This window comes from Aquamicrobium segne, from assembly GCF_042656785.1.
Classification (GTDB): Bacteria; Pseudomonadota; Alphaproteobacteria; order Rhizobiales; family Rhizobiaceae; genus Mesorhizobium; species Mesorhizobium segne.
The window spans coordinates 216,610-232,842 of the sequence record NZ_JBHSLL010000012.1 but is presented as its reverse complement, the minus strand read 5'-3'; the positions used below and the strand labels follow the sequence as shown (position 1 = coordinate 232,842).

Below are 16,233 nucleotides of genomic sequence, written 5' to 3'. Positions count from 1 at the left end.
GCAAGTTTCAGATTGTTGGATAAAATCAAGCCGCTTGAGCGGTCAGAACATCTTCATCAATGATAAAATCCTGCTCATCATCAGGATCAAAATCAGTCGCGGTCGGGACATAGCCGACAAAGGACAGCCTGTAGCCACTCATGCGGTCATCCCAGGCTTTCGAGACCAATTCATAAAGCCCGTTCACACGCGCCAGTGGGCCAAGTAAGTGAATGCGATAGACATTGCCGACGCCCCACGACAACGCTTCCAGAGTGGCGCCGCAAGACAGCGTCCGGCCATCACGCGCCCAATTAAGCTGGGCAGAGGCAAGCCGCTGAATGCGCCGATGATCTTCAACAAAGGCCCCACGCAACGAAGTCTCACGCGGCTTGTTGTCTTGCGCGATCAAGTCATCACGACGCAACACAGGCCCGGCCACTTCCTGATATTCACGGTCGGCTGATATGAATGTCGGCTTGACGATATTGACCTGCTCACGTTGGCGCGGCTCAGACGTGTATTCAATGCCCCCGACCAGCATTTCCTGATGAAGTGTTGCCTTTGGCTCTCGTCTGCCACGCACGATAGGATAGACCTTGCCGCGCTCCAAAACGACATGACCGCCCATGGCGATTTTCAGGTTCTCGATCACATCCCAAGGATCGTCTGTGGACTGGACAACCCCATTGACTGTGTGGCGACGGAAGGTGGATCCGTCTTTACTTGCTTCCCAACGATCACACTCATCTGCTGCACGCAGCAGTAGATCCCAATTGAGCCTGTCTGGCGACAGGATCTGTGTATCTGGCCATTTATGTGTCAGATAGCGGCCTAAGCATAAAGCTGCATTGTCTGACCAGACCCATGTGCCCTGATCAGAAAGCGATACACCCGCCTTGCGCAAATCCGGTAGCTTGGCCCCGCGCATACGCACCATAGGCTGCAATGAACCCTGATCGCCATAAACGCGCTTATGGTCTTCATATTGCTTTTCAAAGCCATCGCCAAAGCCGTAATGCGCCTTGATGACAATAGTAGCGTGACCCCGTTGGCGGAAGGTCTCCGGCATGTCGGGGAAGTCACGCGCAATGATCGGGTCAATCTGCTGATCCAGTGTGCCATTCCGAAAACTGACCTCTATGTATTTCCGGTCGCCATCGCGAAACGGCACAGAAGTGGCAAACCCGTCATCGCCGATAAAGACTGTGTGACCATTGATGAACAGATTTTCAAAGCCATCAATCTCATGCGCTGCCAGCAGAATGCCATACCAAATATAAGGCTTTTTTGCTCTGTAGAAGAACAGTGCACCACCTGTGGTCGCCCGCCCAAGAATGAGACGTTGCGAAGGAATGGCCTGCTTCAAGATTTGTTGAAGGCCGCCTGGATCATTTGTTAGCGCAATATTCTTTTTCAGCTTCGATAAAGAATAGGCCTGTGAACCGAGCGCCAATGCCAGTGGTGCTGCATAGCCAAGAAGAGTTCCCGCCGTCACCAAGCCCGTCACTGCAACACCAGACGTAATGCCTGTTGCAAATATCAGCGAGAATGCCAGTGAAGCACCAAGATCAGGCATGCCTCAGCCTCCATATTTTGTCGGGCGAGCCTTTTGAGACAAACATTCCGCGCTCTGAACGCAAGCACCAAAAGCCGGAATGGAAAAAGGCCGGGGAAGTCATCGGCCTATCACCATCAGCATATGAAACCACGGCCACGTCAAAATCCTGTGGCGCTGAAACAAGATGACCGTATCGAGAAAATTCAGCCATGACCGCAGCATCAAGAGACACGTGCCCCATTTTACGAAAAGCACGGATGAAGCCCAATCGCGTACTGTATCGACCGCGATAGGAAGCCATCATATCCGGCCCGCCAGCGGCAACGATCACATCGGCCACCACCATGCAACAATCGTTCTGCCCAAAGACAATCTGACCTTCACAGCGCGACCAGAACACATCCAGCGGCATCAACCCGGATGCTCCCACGCCAATGTCAGATTTTTCAATTCCGACATCATGTCAAAGCCCGTATCACTGTCTGGATCTAAGCCGATTGAAATCAGATAATTGCGCTGTTCTTCTGTATCCCAAACCGCCCGGCTTTGGACTTCAAGAAAGTAAAAGCCGCCATTGGCAACCACCTTCATTGTCATCTGGCCGTTTGGTTCGGCTGTAAAGCTCGGTTGATCCAGTTCGCAATCAGTCAGCAGTTCTGTAAAGCGCACCTGATAATCAGGCCCCATGAATGCTTTCCAGACCCACGCCTTGCAGCCTTTAACCGTCTGGTCGAGATAGCTGACATACTCATCATCTATGCCTGAGAGTGTGAAGACTACATCGTCAATCTTGACCTCAATGTCAGATGCCCCGATCTGAACAGAGCCAAGCCGACCTAGCCCCTGCCATTCATGGCCGTCATGGTCGAGGATGCCCATTCCATTCCACAAATAGACCGGGCCGTCAGGATGCTGCATATGAACCAGAACAACGTCCGTCACATTTCCAGAGTGCAGATATTGAGCAAGCGTCCAGCGCCGATATTTATTCGACATACGGAACCTCGACTGCTGCCAGTGAGGTTGCGCCGATCAACATCGAATAAGACTGCATCCCTTCGTCCTTTGAAGACAGGACAAAGCGTCCTGTAGGCTTATGCAGTTCGATACGATCACCGGCGACCGCTGGCTTCCACAGACGCCACAGAAACGAAACGCGGCAACGGCCATCAGCATCTGAATGACAGTCACCAGAAACCATATGAAGGTTGCCGCCCAGTCCGAAATGATCACCGTCATGAAAGACCTTGCTGGACGGCCACAGGCCACGCATGACGATGCTATCTGCATAGCGCGGTGCATTCTCATCAACATAGGCGATGGTTGAGCCGCCATCGATATGATGCGCTCGATCAATATAATGCTGCTCGTCTATGACATATTGCCCACCAAGACTGGCCTTGCCTTGTCCTGGACGATAAATGCCAGCACCAAACCCGCGTGGATAAATCCGGGCAGGATGGTAAAGCCGCATGGCAACATAGCCGCCCAGCGCCCTTGCCATCGTCGCATCCCATGTCATCCGACGATCTTCAGCGCCATCATCATATTGTGGAGCCATTTCCAGGTCTGAAACCCATCGCATATGACGCGGGCCATTGACGCGAAACAGATTGCCCCATGCCGATGTCGAAATCTCACTATCTGGCACCAGCCCAAATGTGCCGGTCACAACGCGATAGATGCTTTCTGAAAGATCGAAGGTTTTGAAAGGATAGGTCATCTAAACAACCCCGGCTTCTGCCTTGCCGCAGCTTGTGTGGCTGTTACCGATCCTTCCATAATACCTGGCGCAGCAGCCTGTACGACCTTAACTGCAACGCCTTGGCTTTCAGCCCTGATGACAGGGCGGAACATCTTTCCTTCTTCAGCGTGGACGTACACGTCCAATCTTGCCGGTGCCTGCGCAACAGCAGCATTGGTACCATAACCCTGCGCTCGTGGGACAAAGCCACCTCGCTCAAACCCACGCAGATTAGTGTTGGCTGGGGCGTAAAGCCTGCTCACAAGACCACCGGCCATGTAGCCCTTTGCAGCCGAATGCAGGCTGTCGAGATAGCCGAGGCCAATGCGATCAACCGCCGACTTGCTGAACACGTATTCGCCAGCATGAACAATGCCCGCAGGTTGAGAGGCAGCCCCTGCCCCTGTGTAACCCCCAGACTGGAACCCAATACCAAGCAGGCTGCCAATGAAGGACTGGAAAAGGCCTCCGCCGAATATGCCCTGCCCGCCTTGCGCGACGTTCATCGTGTTGAGAAGCTTCAGCACGACGGGGATCAGGTCAAGAAGCGCGTCCTTCCAGTCTTTGGTGCGGTCAAGCAGGCCCTTGAAGACGCCGCCCATACTCTGAGCGGCATCATTATATGCCTTTTGGGTCTCTGCGGCAGCGATGGTTTCCTGTTCAGCGGCAGCCATCTGCGCAGCAAGGTCCGTAAGCTCCTGCCGTTTGGTGCGGATGCCATCCGCTGCAAGAGTATCCAGATCGATACTCGCACGGGTCGCCTGATTAAGTAGATCCTGCGTGTAACGTAGGCGGTTGGCCTCAACCTCTGTCATGCCGAGTGCCTGACGTTCCAGTTCCTGCGCAGCAATGAACTCTTTCGCGCCAAGAACAATCTTGTCGTAGGCCTTCTTCGCCTTCTCCGCAGCCTTGTCTATGTCAGGGGTCGTTGGTGAGCGGACGCCGGGCGTGTTTGGGATTTCACCCGTAGAGGCATCTGCCAGCGCCTTGCGGATAGCTGCAATGCTTTCGAGGGGCGCTAAGGCCTTCTTTGCCGCTTCATCTGATGCAGCGCTTAACCGCTCGGCTTCTGCACGGGCCTCGCCAATCGCAGATTTCGTTTCATAGAATGCGGACCCGGCACGGATGGCGGATTCACTGAGCGAGTCCGCTATCCCTTCCATACCTGGAATATGCGTAAGGTTGCGGGCGGCTCCGGCAACATTATGCAGAAAATTCGCCCATCGCTCCTGCATGAAGGCCATCAATTCGAGCCATGCAGTTCCGATCTTCGCCCAAAGTGCTTGCAAACCTAAAACGAGGGACTCACCGTCAAGCTTGATGCGCTCCCATACCTCCGCAGCTACATCGCCAAGGAGGCCGACTGCATTTCCAAACCCACCAGCAGCGCTGACAAGGCGGCCAAACTGGTAGACGAGTTCGCCAGCCCCAATGACTAATGCGCCGATACCGGTGCGGATAAGAGCGCCACGAAGGAACACCAGAGCACCAGAAAGCGTCATGGTGGAAACGTAGGCCGCCACCATCGCGGCAACGTAGTAAGTGCCGAATGCCGTTACGGCTGTTGCCACATACGTGACGATTCGGCCAATGTTGTCGGCAATAGCAATCAGACCAGATGCAAAAGTCTCCGAAGCACCGGAAGCCTGATCAGCACTACCGATAAACTGCAAAAGTGCGTTGCGGATCAGCAGAAGACCGTCGCCAATAGTGGCTGGCATGCTCTCGGCCTCATCCTGCAACTGCTGGAGCCGCTTCGTCAGCGCATTGTATATTGTATCGCCGGTGATTTTGCCTTCCGAGCCAAGTTTCCGAAGCTGGTTCTGGCTGATCCCAAGTTCTTCCGCGAGGATTTCTGCAACCCGGCCCCCGCGCTCGATAACCGTGTTCAATTCTTCACCACGAAGTTTGCCGGCAGCCATCGCCTTGCCAAGTGCATCCTGCACCCTTGCTGCATGATCACCCTTCGCGCCAGACACAACCAATGCCAGATTAAGGGCTTCGGTGTAGTCAAGTTGTTCGGCGGTGCTCTTGCCAAGTTCCCGCAGCACCGAAGCGTTGCGGATATAGCTTTCAGCCGTGAGGTCGAGCGCCGAATAGGTACGCCTCGCCACGGCAGCCAGACGGTCCATAACCGCACCGCTGGCGTCCATGTCGCGGACCGCCAGCCCAACGCGGGCATTGAGGTCGGACCATGTGTCCGCAAAATCAATCAGCGCTTTGCCAATGGCCGCGCCGACAACAGCCCCTATAGCCTTTGCTGCCAGCCTAGCGGCTTTGCTATAGCCGTCATATGCCTTTGCAGCTCGGCCTGCAGCCTTCGCAGCGTTGTCATTGGCCGCCGCCGCGCGCTTCCCGGCATCCTCGACGCGCTTGCCGAAGCTATCAGCCTGCTTTTCGGCCCGCGCCGCAGCTTCACGGATGCGATCAAGGTCTTTCGACGCATCCGCAACCGGGCGGCTATCGACGGCCAGTCCGAGTGTGGCTAAATCCATGGGCTTTACCTTTAGGTGATGCAGAGACTACCTTCCCGCATTCAACGGGAGGCTTGTAATGCGCATTCTTTTCGCAGCGGTAGTGATGGCGGCTTCGCCGGCCATCGCATGCAACACCGAGATGATTTCCGTTCAAGACAACTGGACGGCTGAAAATCTGCGCAGCGAAGGTGATACGGTTTTCACAAAGATCGATCTGACATATCAATATGATGGTACGCAGCCCTACCGCATGATCGACGGCTCAATCCGATTCCGCGACGCGACCGGTAGCGCAATCGCGTCTCTCGGGCTTAATCGCGATGATGCGCTCGCCCCCGGAGAAACTTCCAGTCTCTCAATCACTTCATTCGGACCCGATTTGCCGCGCCTAGCGACTGTTAATCGGAGCGAAATCGAAGTCACCACATGCGTCCGCACTATCATCTACGAAGATGGCACGAAGGAAACATTTGAATGAACCGCCTCCTTGCAAGCTCCCTCAACGCCCTTAACGGCCTGATCGCATTACTGATCGTCTTCGGTGGTGCCTTTGCGGGCCTCTATGGCACCGATGGATCATCTATGGGCCTAATCCTTGGGGCAGTCGGTGGTTTTCTTGTTGCGGTGCTGGCTTGCGGGGTGATCGCTTACCTTGCGCTGATTGAAAGGCATCTGGCGAAGATTGCCGATGGATCAGGCCCCGAACAATCCCGCAATCAAGTACGCAGCGATCCCGTCATTACTAACGACTGGAACGACTACAAATAACCGACCTCCCATTCGGTAGTCTCGACTCCCCTGCCCTTTCGCGCTTGGATAGGCGTGGGGAGGCCAGCGCCCACTTGCGTAAGACTGAAATCAATCCGGCTCAATCGGCGCGAGGACGCGATAAACTGGGTCTTTGCTCCGCTCTATAATCCCATTCATTCGTATTGACGGCAAAACAGAAACATCGCCACCGAGTGAAATGGTACGGTCGAGCACATCAACCTTTGCCCCTACCAACAAAAGCAAATCAGTTATCGCTCTCGATCGGGGATGAGATGCCTGCTGCATTGAAAAATGGCTCGGCTTGCTGTTCCTGAAATCGTGCAGTTTGGCGTATGCAAAATTTATTTCGAGGTATGCTTCACACCGAGCAATCCAGTCTTGATATTTAGCAAGCAGATCGGCGTGGGAGAGGTTTTCATCAATCAACCTCATGCCCTCGGCATGGAGTTCTCCAAGGCCGCGCAGTTTTCTCTCTGAATCCATAATATCATTAGCGGCCTTAAGACACAGGCCGATATCCTCCCGCTGGTATCTGTCAATCAGCACCGGCGAACGCCAAAGGTCGTAAAGGTAGTACAGCGCTCCCGAAACTATGACAGCGGCCACTGTTGACCCGACAACCCCGGCTCGAGCGGCCAAATCCCCAAAAATGGGGAAATAGTACAGAACGGCAAAAACCACAGCGGTTTGCAGTATGAATCCTATCAATTTCTGTCTCCCATCGTACAGCCTTCGTAGCCAAAGCCGCCCAGCATATTGGAAAACTCTCCGGTAGTATCGCATTTCCCCCTCCAAAATATGGAGAGGATATGCTCTATCAGACGTCAGAGTCGACCTGCTAACCGGCCCAGCAAAAGGGGAGGCAAAGCGAACCGGCGAGTAACCTACCCCGCAGATTTCAACCCCTGCTTGCTCACCTGCTCAAGCCCATCTTTGAGCGCTTGCTGCTGGTCACGCTCAGAGGCCTGATGCTCGGCCATCTTGGCAAGATAGAGATCGTCAATCGCCTCAATCAAATCGATATCGCGAGGATCGAGCCGAAGACCTGTCCGTCGGATGAAGGCGTCGATTGCCTCGATAGTGATCGGGTTCGGCCCGTTGAAGCCGGTCGGCGTCCGGCGGCGCAGCCTCACCCACGCCTGCCAGACGTAATTCAGCGCCAGCGGGAAAGGAGGGCATTCCAGCTCGGCCAGTAACTCATCCGCTATGTCCTGCCGGTTCTTGCGCAACGCCCGTTCAAGCCGACTTTCCAAACGATCACGCCGCGTCCGCCCTTCCTCGTCGCGGTCGAGTTCAAAACTGCGCTCGGCGTACCCGGTCAGTTGCTCGCCGAGCGCTTCCCAAAAGACTGTTCATCGCCGAGGAATTCCAGCGCCTGAACGAGAAGCTGACCTTTCCGCCGATCCAGAAGCAGCGCCCGCGCATTTTCAGGGCTGAAAGGATAATCCTTTCCATCCATTGTCACCGGCGACCAGCCAAGAAGGCGATCCACCACCAGATTGACGTTGCGCTCCAGAACCTCGTCCACGGACTCGTCAGGGGCCTTCCAGCGCTTGCCGTTGATGCGCGCCTGCTCCTGCTCTTTCTCGCGCCGGAGACGCTCCTTGGCAAGCTTGTTGGACTGCTCGACGGTCTTTGGATGCCCCGGCCCGGCAATGCGCCAGTGCCAGTCTACCGGTTCGCCATTGATGACAACCTGCATCACGGACTCATCAGCGGTATCAACGGATGAAAGATCGAAGCTGCTAGCAGCAGCCACCTGTTCCTTGCTCATATTTTCTCACCTGATATCGGGATGTCGGGAGGGGCGGCGCATCCCGACAACGCACCGCCCCGTTTCTGCGCAGAATTACTCGGCCAGCGTGTCAGCTGTTGCTCCAGACGTGGCGGACGTGCTGCCCGCGCCATTGATCGCCGTCACCACGACGCGGAGCGGATTGCCCACCTGTCCGGCAGCCGGGACGAACGTCTTGCCGGTCGCGCCGGAGATATCGGCCCAGCCGGAGTCATCCTCCTGCCACTGGTACGTGAAGGAGGTCGGATCGTTCGACCAAACGCCAGTCAGCGCTGTGAGGGTTTCGCCCTGCTGGACGACGCCAGAGATGGAAGGCAGCAGCGTGTTGACCGGCGCGGCCAGGCTGTCGCTCAGTACCTCATAGACGCCGGTATTGATGCCGACATCAAAGTTGCGGCGCACAACGTTGCTCACATTGCCAAGATTCGTCGCCTTCGACATGACCATGCCAGCATAGTACATTTCCGACTTGGAATGCGTGGGGGAACGGGCGTCGTTCAGGACCAGTTTGAAGGCGTAATTGTAATCGGTTGCCTCGGCAGCAATCAGCGCTTCCTGACCGTCATCAAGAGGGTCGCGACCAACAACAACCGACTGAGTACCGGCGTCCTTCGGGCCTTTCAGCTTGCGAGCGCGGCTGTTATTGATCGCCGTGAAGGTGATGGCTTCGGACGTATCGCCTGCCGTGCCGAGGTCTTCAATTTCCTCGACCTCGATCCAGTCGTTGATCGCCTGAAAGAACGAGATAGCAGTGCCATCATCCATCGCATTGATGGTATCCGGCACCACTGGCGTCGGGCTGATGAACAGCCGAGAATTCTTGTTTGCATTGATCGCCATCTGGGGTTTCTCCTTTATGGCATAGAAAAACCCCGCTCGGCGGCGGGGCGGGTTAACCTGATCGGGTCAGGAATAGGTCAGGCGAAACAGGTGTAAGTGACGCGAACCTGAGTGCGCAGATAGGCGTCATCTCGATACGATCCGAGGACGCTAGGTGCGGCGGTTACGCGGACCCTGACTCCTTCAAAATCCATCGGCAGATCGGCCTGGAAGTGACTTGCGATCTGCCCCGCAATCTCCCTGATCGCGTCCTTGTGTGTTTTGCCGGAGCCTGTACCAACCTTCGTCAGCGGCCAGCACAAGGTCAGCAGCAGCAGGCCGGGCCGCTCGTGTGGATCGCTGGACCCGATGAAGTGCCGCACCGTCCTGTTCGGCTCGTGATGCGCCTCGATGTATGGAGCAGGCTGGCCGCCAGCGGTCGGCAGCGCCACAGGCTCACCATCTGTCCAGACCTTCGGATAGGCTGGCAGGCAAGTTGCCACGCGGGCCTGTATGGCTTGGCTGATCTTTGTCTCAATCGTGGGCGTGGTCATAACAGGCCGAACCTCTTCCCAACTTCGGCAGCCTTTGCGGCAACGATTTGGGGCCACCGCTGCGCCACCAGATCAACCCATGGGCGCGGCGCGCGACCGTTCGATCCCGAGTGCACGAAAAGTCCATATTTGGCGGTGTATCCCAGATAGATCGTGTCACCGAGTTCGGCCCCGGCGATGACGAGGATCACGCTGCCCATATCCGTATTGACGGGCGCGCCCGGATTGTCGCGGATCAGGCGGGGCATTGCCTCAGTTGATGCCACCAGAGATGCCCGCAGGAAGCCGGTGCGGCGATAGTTCGGCGTCTCCGGCGTGTCGTAGACCATCTCCGTGATTTGGTCGTTGAGCTGCTTTACCAGCTCTTGAGCGGCTTCCTTGAAAACCGCTTCTTCTGCTTCCTTTACGCGCCGTGTCCAACCCTCGATCTGGGCCGCGAATGTCTGGTTAGCCACCGGTACGCTCGCGGTAACGCCGGAGAGCCTGCCCTGTGAAGTCGATCCGATATTCAGGCATAGGGCACTTGCAGTTCACGCGATGGCTTGCAGGCAGGGCCGGGTCATGCGGGCCGGTGCATTGGATGCCATCCGGCAAGGTGAACGGTTGATCGAACGGGACCGTCACGCCAACCATTGCGCTGTGCATTTCGCGGCGGTTTCTGCTGATGGAGCGGCCCCACGTTTTGGTAACGTCTCCTGCCTCAAGCTTGCCTTCGTCAATCTGCTGCTGGAAGGCGTCCCGCTTTGCCATCGCCAGCGCGGTATTCGTCTCCAAGATGGATATCGTGTCACCACGATATTTCAGCGCCTTGTTCGCATAGAGACGCGTGACCCGCTCGGCTTCCTCGGGCGCAAGACCCCTGCCTTCGCGGATAGCCTTGAGCACCGTCCTGTCGAGCCGCTTGTCACGGTTGGCGAAGGTCAGATAGTCCCGCATGTAGGCGGTATCGCCCTCGCGCATGGCGCGCTGGATGCGGGCGACAGTTTCCATCTGCGGCCGCGACAGGCCGACCAAGCCGCCTTCCCTGACGCCGTTTGCCCTGTTCAAACGCCCCGCAATCATGCGTCCCGCATCATAAGGGCTTTGACCGCGCGCAAGGTTCTCGGTCAACACGGCAGCGATACCGTCCCGCGCCTCGGTGACGATGCCAGTGACCAGCCGAGCAGCGTGATCGCGCATCGCCTGCTCAGCCGGAAGATTGCGCACGCCCCAACTGAAGACGATGCGATTGCCCGCCGGGTCGCGCAACGCTGGCATGCTGTCCACCGTCGCTAGCCCGCCCGAATTGTAAGCCTGCACAAGCGCGTTCTCGAAGCGGGCGAATACACCTTCCTCGATGCCCAGATCGCGGACGACGCCGGCCACGTCGCCGCGCTCCAGCTTCTCGACAATCCTGCGCAGGACAATCCGAGAGGTAATGGCATTGATGGCTTCAACCCATGCCGCGCGAATTTGAGGGGACCAGTCGGCCGCAACTTGTTCCAGCAATTCCCGCTGGCTCAATCTTTTCAGCATGTCGGCCCTTGCCCAACTATAGCGTATCCGCTATATTCCGGTCATGAACTGGACGGTTGAAACCCTCGAAATCGTAGATGCCGAAATCGAGGCTTTGCCGCCCGCATTACAGGCCCGTCTCATCCGCCTCATGGAGATGGTGGAGAATGTCGGGCTGGAGAACCTTCGCGAGCCTCACGTCAAGCACATTGAAGGCAAGATGTGGGAACTGCGCGCCAAGGCATCCGAAGGCATCGCGCGCGGCCTCTACGTCACCATGACGGGCCGTCGCGTTGTCGTACTCCATGTTTTCGTCAAGAAGTCGCAGAAGACACCGCGCACCGCTCTTGAAACCGCCCGTGAACGAATGAAGCAGGTGAAGCCATGACCAAGATTGCTGACCTCAAGAAGCGCCTGATGGACAAGCCCGAATTCCGCGAGGAATACGAAAAGGCCGATGCTGAATTCGCGATCATCGAGGCCCTTGTGCGCGCCAGGTCGGCTGCGAAGCTGTCGCAAGCCGAACTCGCCAAGCGCATAGGCACTACGCAATCCGCCGTGGCTCGCCTCGAAGGTGGCGGTGTCTCTCCGTCTCTTTCTACCCTGCGCCGATACGCCGAAGCGACCGGCACGAAACTGCATGTCGAATTGGTGTCTGCTACCTAATCACAAACCTATGCGCGACCGGCGTTCCCGCCCCCGGCACGGTCAGATCACGCACGATGGTGACGGGCTTGCCATCGATGCTGAGCGTATCGAGCAACCCAGCATCAAACTCGGCTGGCGTGCTGGAAACTACAGGATCGTTATCGCCGACAATCGTCTCGACCAACGTCATCTTGTGCGAGCACGTCAATTCGCGGTCGCTGGCGATCACGACATTGCCGTCAATCAGCTTCGCGGAGACGCCCTTCACTACCGCGTCCAGTTCGTAGACCTGCGTCGTCGTCTCGCCCGTCCACGGCTCCCATGTCGGCCAATCTTCGGGCTTCTCTGCCTGGGTAGTGCGAGTAAGCGTCACGCGACCCTGCTTGAACTCGCCAAGCAGCTCAGTCGCCATGTCGCGCATCTCGTCATAAAAGCCGGCCATAGTTCCTCCAGGGAACAGAACCTCAGTTCGCGTGTTGGTCAGACAAAACAGGAGGCAATCTCATGTCCAAATCTGACAAGGAAAAAATCCAGAAGCGCATCGAGAAAGTGGTCGAACATACCAGCGGCGGCGGTCATCTTGGCGGAACGAACTACGGCCAGAGCGCAGACGCCAAAACAACTTCAAGCGTTGATAAGCAAGGCGACAAGGCCCGCCCGAACGACGGAAGCAACTAGGGTTACACTCTCAGCAGATCGACCGAGCCGCCACCTGCCGGCTCAAGCACGCAACGAAGCGCATCTTCTACGGCCATGAGCACCGGGCGCATCCCATCGGAGGATCCTGAAACGCCATCCCCAGGTCCAAAGAATTCCCGTTCAATACCCTCGACCTTTTGGCGCTTCACCAGCCGCCCCGGCGTTACCGTCGGCGATGACGAGCCGGGACGCTGCAATTCCGCCAATGCAAGCTCATAGGCAGCGTTGATAACTTCCTGCGGAATTTCATCGTTTGAGATGTCCTCGCCTGCGCAGTGATCGAATGCGCCCGACCTCGGCCATGCCAATGCCTGTGAGCGCCCACCGGCCTTGTGGCCGGCAAAGCGCCCACCATAGATGCCATCCAGAGCAGCACTGGCGCGGACAAGGGCGGCAGTGCGCTGCGGATCATTGACGCCAGAAGCGGACCAAGCCGCGTTGCCACGCGCCTCATGATAGGCCAGCGCGCCCAGAAGGTCGCCGTAGTGGGCCATTGCATTAAGCCTTATTGCGCTCTTCACGCGACAGATCACGCAGCGCCGCTAGATCGTCTAGCTTGTCAGCGGGATCGAATTCTACCTCCATACCAGTCAGGTCCGCCTCGATCTCGCGACGGGTCAGGCCATTGGAAGCCGTCTCGTCCTGCGGATCGGCCTTGGCCGCGACATACTGCTCGATCAGCTTTGGGCGGCCAGTCTTATGGTGCGGAGCCTTGCCGGTGGTGGCCTCGATAACAGCGCGCATCTCGTCGTCGGACGGATAGCCATCAACGTCATCCGCGACAGGCTTTGCATCGGCCGGTGCAAACCGTGCATCGAGGATCTTGTAACCCTTGGCGTTCAATTCACGCTTGCGCTCCAGCGAAACCGGATGCGGCTCATAGGCGATCTTCGTCAGTTTGACCTTGCTCATTCTGGTGCTCTCCAGAGTTGGGGCCGGCACATCGGCATCGGTCGAGCCGGTCGCCAGCCATTCAGTTGTCGGAGGTCCGAAGAAATGCGCGGTCCAGCCGCTCATAGATCTGATGCGGGCGCAGTATTCAGGACGAAGCGCTTCCCAGACCGCGCGATAGCCTCCTGCGGCTTCCCACTGGACGGCATCGAAGAAATGCGAGCTGCGAACCATCGGAATGCCCGCAAGCACCGCCCTATCGGCTCCCAGATCGATCAGCGCCGCCTTTGCCGTGAATAAGCCGGATGATCCGCTGTCGCCCTGCCCTGGGAACCGGAATTCCACCAGTTCGGCCCAATCCGGTACATAGTCACCATGCACCAGATAGCGCTTGGCGTCGGGATGCCCGTTTGCGCGGCGTTGCTCGCGCCAGCCCGCCATCTTCTCGGGATGCAGCGTCACCCAGGCATCAAGCCGACCGGGCCAGATTGCGCCGACATCGTTGCATGCAACGACATAGTCGAGTGATCCAAGCTCTAACGCGGCTTTCCACTCTTTCTCAACGCCATCCGCCCCTCCGAGGCAGAGCGCGGTTTTCGCATGTCGCCAATGCTTTGCGATCCAAGCATCACCCAACTGGTGGGGCTTCCGGTCGCCATGGAAATAGACGATTCTAGCGTCACCAATACCGTGCAGTTCAACGTGGCCCTTGTAAGACACCACCTGCCCCGGGAAGACATCATCAATGAACGCATGCGGATAGCGCCGCACGTGCACCATGTCGTTTGCGCCGTCATGCTCGGCTGCTATCCGCGCCATGCCAGCCGGGGCCAGTGCAACGCCGTTGCAGGCCTGCGACGGGGTATATGGATCACGCGGGAGAGCGTATTGCCCGCCTGCCAACACATACTCCGCTAGATGATCGACATTGCCCGTCACAACCGTATCGAGGCCGCACAGGATCATCGGTTGGTTCAGTTCATAGGGCCGAATGCAATCGGCGTATCCGCTTTGCCCAAGCCCCGGAATGACGATCTGCTCGATATCCGCCGGCAAATCCCGTTGCCTGTCGGTATAGAGCACCTTGCGAAAATCAATCGACAGATTGCGCGAGAAGCCGTTGAAAAGCCTCCGCACCCACGCCTCGTCGTAGCACTGCGAAAACCTGAGCGACTTGGCGTTCGGCTCCCATAGGAGCGTTGCAACGACAAGCTCCGTCACCGCACAAACCTCATCCGCTTCTCTTGCCAGTCAGCCGGTTTGACCGAGGCATAGCCGTTGCGCCGGTACACCATGCAGTCAGGCACGTTGCGCTCGACCACTGCGCCAGCCGCGATCACAGCGCCCTTGCCTATCCGTATGCCGGGTAAAACCACCGCCCCGGCTCCAATCACAGCGCCATCCTCAACCACGACAGCAAACGTTTTGCCGCTGCGCAGGAGATCGTCGCGATAACCATCCTTTGATGAAGCGGGCCAGCAATCGTTGCACAAGACAACATTCGGCCCGAGAAACACGTCATTGCCGACCCTGAAGCCGGCTCCTGCCTTCACGCCGCCTGAGACAATCACCCGATCGCCATAGATCGAGCCGTCCAGCATCGCGAAAGGCGAAACACTGCAATCCCTGCCCATGACCGTCCCGCGCGTGATTGAGGCGTACTGCCAGACGCGGGTGCCTTCACCGAGGCTTACTGTGCCATCTACGTGGGCGAGAGGATGAACTTGCATGGTGGAAGGGGCGACCGAAGCCGCCCCAATCCCTATCAGGCGAGGCCAACCGCCATGACGCCGGCGGTGTGCTTGATCGACGAGGCCACCTTGTCCCAGTTCGTGCCGGTCGCCAGTTCGCCGTCGGTCGGGGACTTGCCGCCGTTGCCTTCATCCCATGTGAAGCCCTTGAGGCCCAGACCAAAGCTGTAATCCAGCTGCAGCGTGGTCTCGATGCGCTCCTTGCCGTTCGACGTCTCGATGTTCGAGATGATGTCCCGGCTATCGGTGACGGTCGCGGCACCTGCCACAAGCGACAGAACACGGCGCTTCGCCGGGGTCGCCGGGGAAACCACCGGAGCGGTGTAGAGCGCAGGCGCATCGGTCACCACAGAGACACGGCCCAGAATATCGACAACGCGGACGTTGCCAGCCTGGAACAGCGTGTTCGTGTTAGTGAGGTTGAGGCCGATGAAGTTGTGGTAGGCCACGCCATCCATCACCTGAGCGACGATCAGGCTGGAGTGATCGCCAAACTTCGCATGGCTTTCATTGACCGCCAGATAGTCAACGCGCTTGGCGCCAGAGCCTGTCGATACGTCAACGGTCGTATCTGAGCCCTGATTGCCAATCGCTGCCACAAGGGCCGCAACCGCCGTGTTGAGCTGGTCTTGAAGCAGCGCCTCGGCGAAATTGCGCGATGCAACTTCGACGCCCTCGGCGGTCGGCTTGTTGAGCCAGGTCATCTGCGACGGCTCATAGCGCACCGGGCCGAAGCCGCCGGCAACCTTCACCGAAGAGTGCTTGAGCTGCGTCAGGTCGGTCGGGCTGGCAGCCGCATTGGATGCATAACGGTCAACGCGACGACGCGCCGAGTGGATGGCGGCGTAGAACGATTCCTGAAGGAAATCGCCTTCGAAGCCTTCCGTGGTCAGGCGGATCGCGCCGCCGGAAGCACCGTTGAACTTATCAACGAGCTGCGCCAGCGTCTCAATGGTCGCGGGCATGAAATATTTGTTGAATACTTCCATCTGTGAAAGCGACATGGCTTTCTCCTTTTCGTGTCAGTGAGTTGATGAGGAAACGGGCATC

Annotated in this window: 22 protein-coding genes; 5 read left to right on the top strand and 17 right to left on the bottom strand. The window is 57.6% G+C overall.

Annotation, left to right across the window (positions count from 1 at the left end):
• Positions 1-25 precede the first annotated feature (25 nt).
• From ACFPLB_RS04375 to ACFPLB_RS04355, 5 genes are read right to left on the bottom strand one after another with little or no spacing between them, the layout of a single operon-like run.
• A complete protein-coding gene (locus tag ACFPLB_RS04375) occupies positions 26-1,558 on the bottom strand; it encodes a phage tail protein (RefSeq protein WP_378228097.1) in 1,533 nt (510 codons plus the stop codon).
• Positions 1,551-1,952: a DUF6950 family protein gene (locus ACFPLB_RS04370; RefSeq protein ID WP_378228096.1), complete on the bottom strand. Its 402-nt coding sequence runs from the start codon at positions 1,950-1,952 to the stop codon at positions 1,551-1,553. The genes ACFPLB_RS04375 and ACFPLB_RS04370 overlap by 8 nt, the downstream gene beginning before the upstream one ends.
• The gene (locus tag ACFPLB_RS04365) at positions 1,952-2,536 is read right to left on the bottom strand and encodes a hypothetical protein (protein WP_378228095.1); all 585 of its coding nucleotides are present in this window, start codon (positions 2,534-2,536) and stop codon (positions 1,952-1,954) included. The genes ACFPLB_RS04370 and ACFPLB_RS04365 overlap by 1 nt, the downstream gene beginning before the upstream one ends.
• The gene (locus tag ACFPLB_RS04360; RefSeq protein WP_378228094.1) at positions 2,526-3,263 is read right to left on the bottom strand and encodes a hypothetical protein; all 738 of its coding nucleotides are present in this window, start codon (positions 3,261-3,263) and stop codon (positions 2,526-2,528) included. Before ACFPLB_RS04360 ends, ACFPLB_RS04365 begins: the two co-directional genes overlap by 11 nt.
• Positions 3,260-5,779 (bottom strand): tape measure protein, encoded by a 2,520-nt coding sequence (locus tag ACFPLB_RS04355; protein ID WP_378228092.1) that lies wholly within the window; start codon positions 5,777-5,779, stop codon positions 3,260-3,262. The genes ACFPLB_RS04360 and ACFPLB_RS04355 overlap by 4 nt, the downstream gene beginning before the upstream one ends.
• A 58-nt stretch (positions 5,780-5,837) precedes the next feature.
• Between ACFPLB_RS04355 and ACFPLB_RS04350 the strand changes: the two genes are divergently transcribed.
• Positions 5,838-6,239, top strand: a complete 402-nt coding sequence (locus ACFPLB_RS04350; protein WP_378228090.1) for a hypothetical protein — start codon at positions 5,838-5,840, stop codon at positions 6,237-6,239.
• On the top strand, positions 6,236-6,529 hold the full coding sequence (locus ACFPLB_RS04345) for a hypothetical protein (RefSeq protein ID WP_378228089.1): 294 nt from the start codon (positions 6,236-6,238) through the stop codon (positions 6,527-6,529). Before ACFPLB_RS04350 ends, ACFPLB_RS04345 begins: the two co-directional genes overlap by 4 nt.
• Before the next feature lie 90 nt (positions 6,530-6,619).
• Here ACFPLB_RS04345 and ACFPLB_RS04340 read toward each other — a convergent pair whose 3' ends face one another.
• From ACFPLB_RS04340 to ACFPLB_RS04310, 7 genes are all read right to left on the bottom strand, one after another.
• Positions 6,620-7,240 carry a hypothetical protein gene (locus ACFPLB_RS04340; RefSeq protein ID WP_378228088.1) on the bottom strand — a complete coding sequence of 207 codons (621 nt, stop codon included), beginning with the start codon at positions 7,238-7,240 and terminating at the stop codon, positions 6,620-6,622.
• Positions 7,241-7,416: 176 nt separating this feature from the next.
• A complete protein-coding gene (locus ACFPLB_RS04335) occupies positions 7,417-7,785 on the bottom strand; it encodes a phage tail assembly chaperone (protein ID WP_378228087.1) in 369 nt (122 codons plus the stop codon).
• 65 nt (positions 7,786-7,850) lie between these two features.
• Positions 7,851-8,306, bottom strand: coding sequence for a hypothetical protein (locus ACFPLB_RS04330; protein ID WP_378228086.1), 456 nt, complete (start codon positions 8,304-8,306; stop codon positions 7,851-7,853).
• Positions 8,307-8,381: 75 nt separating this feature from the next.
• Positions 8,382-9,167 carry a hypothetical protein gene (locus ACFPLB_RS04325; RefSeq protein WP_378228085.1) on the bottom strand — a complete coding sequence of 262 codons (786 nt, stop codon included), beginning with the start codon at positions 9,165-9,167 and terminating at the stop codon, positions 8,382-8,384.
• Between the two features lie 77 nt (positions 9,168-9,244).
• Positions 9,245-9,700, bottom strand: a complete 456-nt coding sequence (locus ACFPLB_RS04320; RefSeq protein WP_378228084.1) for a phage tail terminator-like protein — start codon at positions 9,698-9,700, stop codon at positions 9,245-9,247.
• On the bottom strand, positions 9,697-10,155 hold the full coding sequence (locus tag ACFPLB_RS04315) for an HK97 gp10 family phage protein (protein WP_378228082.1): 459 nt from the start codon (positions 10,153-10,155) through the stop codon (positions 9,697-9,699). Before ACFPLB_RS04315 ends, ACFPLB_RS04320 begins: the two co-directional genes overlap by 4 nt.
• Entirely contained in the window at positions 10,148-11,215 is a 1,068-nt protein-coding gene (locus ACFPLB_RS04310; RefSeq protein WP_378228081.1) for a head morphogenesis protein, read from the bottom strand. The genes ACFPLB_RS04315 and ACFPLB_RS04310 overlap by 8 nt, the downstream gene beginning before the upstream one ends.
• A gap of 43 nt (positions 11,216-11,258) precedes the next feature.
• Here ACFPLB_RS04310 and ACFPLB_RS04305 point away from each other — a divergent pair, with 43 nt between their 5' ends.
• Both ACFPLB_RS04305 and ACFPLB_RS04300 read left to right on the top strand, forming a co-directional pair.
• Positions 11,259-11,582, top strand: coding sequence for a type II toxin-antitoxin system RelE/ParE family toxin (locus tag ACFPLB_RS04305; protein WP_378228080.1), 324 nt, complete (start codon positions 11,259-11,261; stop codon positions 11,580-11,582).
• Positions 11,579-11,860 (top strand): helix-turn-helix domain-containing protein, encoded by a 282-nt coding sequence (locus ACFPLB_RS04300; protein WP_378228078.1) that lies wholly within the window; start codon positions 11,579-11,581, stop codon positions 11,858-11,860. The genes ACFPLB_RS04305 and ACFPLB_RS04300 overlap by 4 nt, the downstream gene beginning before the upstream one ends.
• On the opposite strand, the gene ACFPLB_RS04295 is transcribed toward ACFPLB_RS04300, so the two are convergent.
• Positions 11,853-12,284, bottom strand: coding sequence for a hypothetical protein (locus tag ACFPLB_RS04295; protein ID WP_378228076.1), 432 nt, complete (start codon positions 12,282-12,284; stop codon positions 11,853-11,855). The genes ACFPLB_RS04300 and ACFPLB_RS04295 overlap by 8 nt on opposite strands.
• A 62-nt stretch (positions 12,285-12,346) precedes the next feature.
• Between ACFPLB_RS04295 and ACFPLB_RS04290 the strand changes: the two genes are divergently transcribed.
• Positions 12,347-12,520, top strand: a complete 174-nt coding sequence (locus ACFPLB_RS04290) for a hypothetical protein (protein ID WP_378228074.1) — start codon at positions 12,347-12,349, stop codon at positions 12,518-12,520.
• Positions 12,521-12,522: 2 nt separating this feature from the next.
• Here the strand turns inward: ACFPLB_RS04290 and ACFPLB_RS04285 are convergent, their stop codons facing one another.
• Genes ACFPLB_RS04285 through ACFPLB_RS04270 form a run of 4 tightly spaced genes read right to left on the bottom strand, consistent with a single transcriptional unit; the run spans position 12,523 to position 16,187 of the window.
• Complete coding sequence (locus tag ACFPLB_RS04285) at positions 12,523-13,035, bottom strand: DnaT-like ssDNA-binding protein (protein ID WP_378228073.1); 513 nt, start codon at positions 13,033-13,035, stop codon at positions 12,523-12,525.
• Between the two features lie 4 nt (positions 13,036-13,039).
• Positions 13,040-14,653 carry a hypothetical protein gene (locus ACFPLB_RS04280; protein WP_378228072.1) on the bottom strand — a complete coding sequence of 538 codons (1,614 nt, stop codon included), beginning with the start codon at positions 14,651-14,653 and terminating at the stop codon, positions 13,040-13,042.
• Positions 14,650-15,162: a DapH/DapD/GlmU-related protein gene (locus ACFPLB_RS04275; RefSeq protein ID WP_378228071.1), complete on the bottom strand. Its 513-nt coding sequence runs from the start codon at positions 15,160-15,162 to the stop codon at positions 14,650-14,652. Before ACFPLB_RS04275 ends, ACFPLB_RS04280 begins: the two co-directional genes overlap by 4 nt.
• A gap of 35 nt (positions 15,163-15,197) precedes the next feature.
• A complete protein-coding gene (locus tag ACFPLB_RS04270; protein ID WP_378228070.1) occupies positions 15,198-16,187 on the bottom strand; it encodes a major capsid protein in 990 nt (329 codons plus the stop codon).
• Positions 16,188-16,233 lie beyond the last annotated feature (46 nt).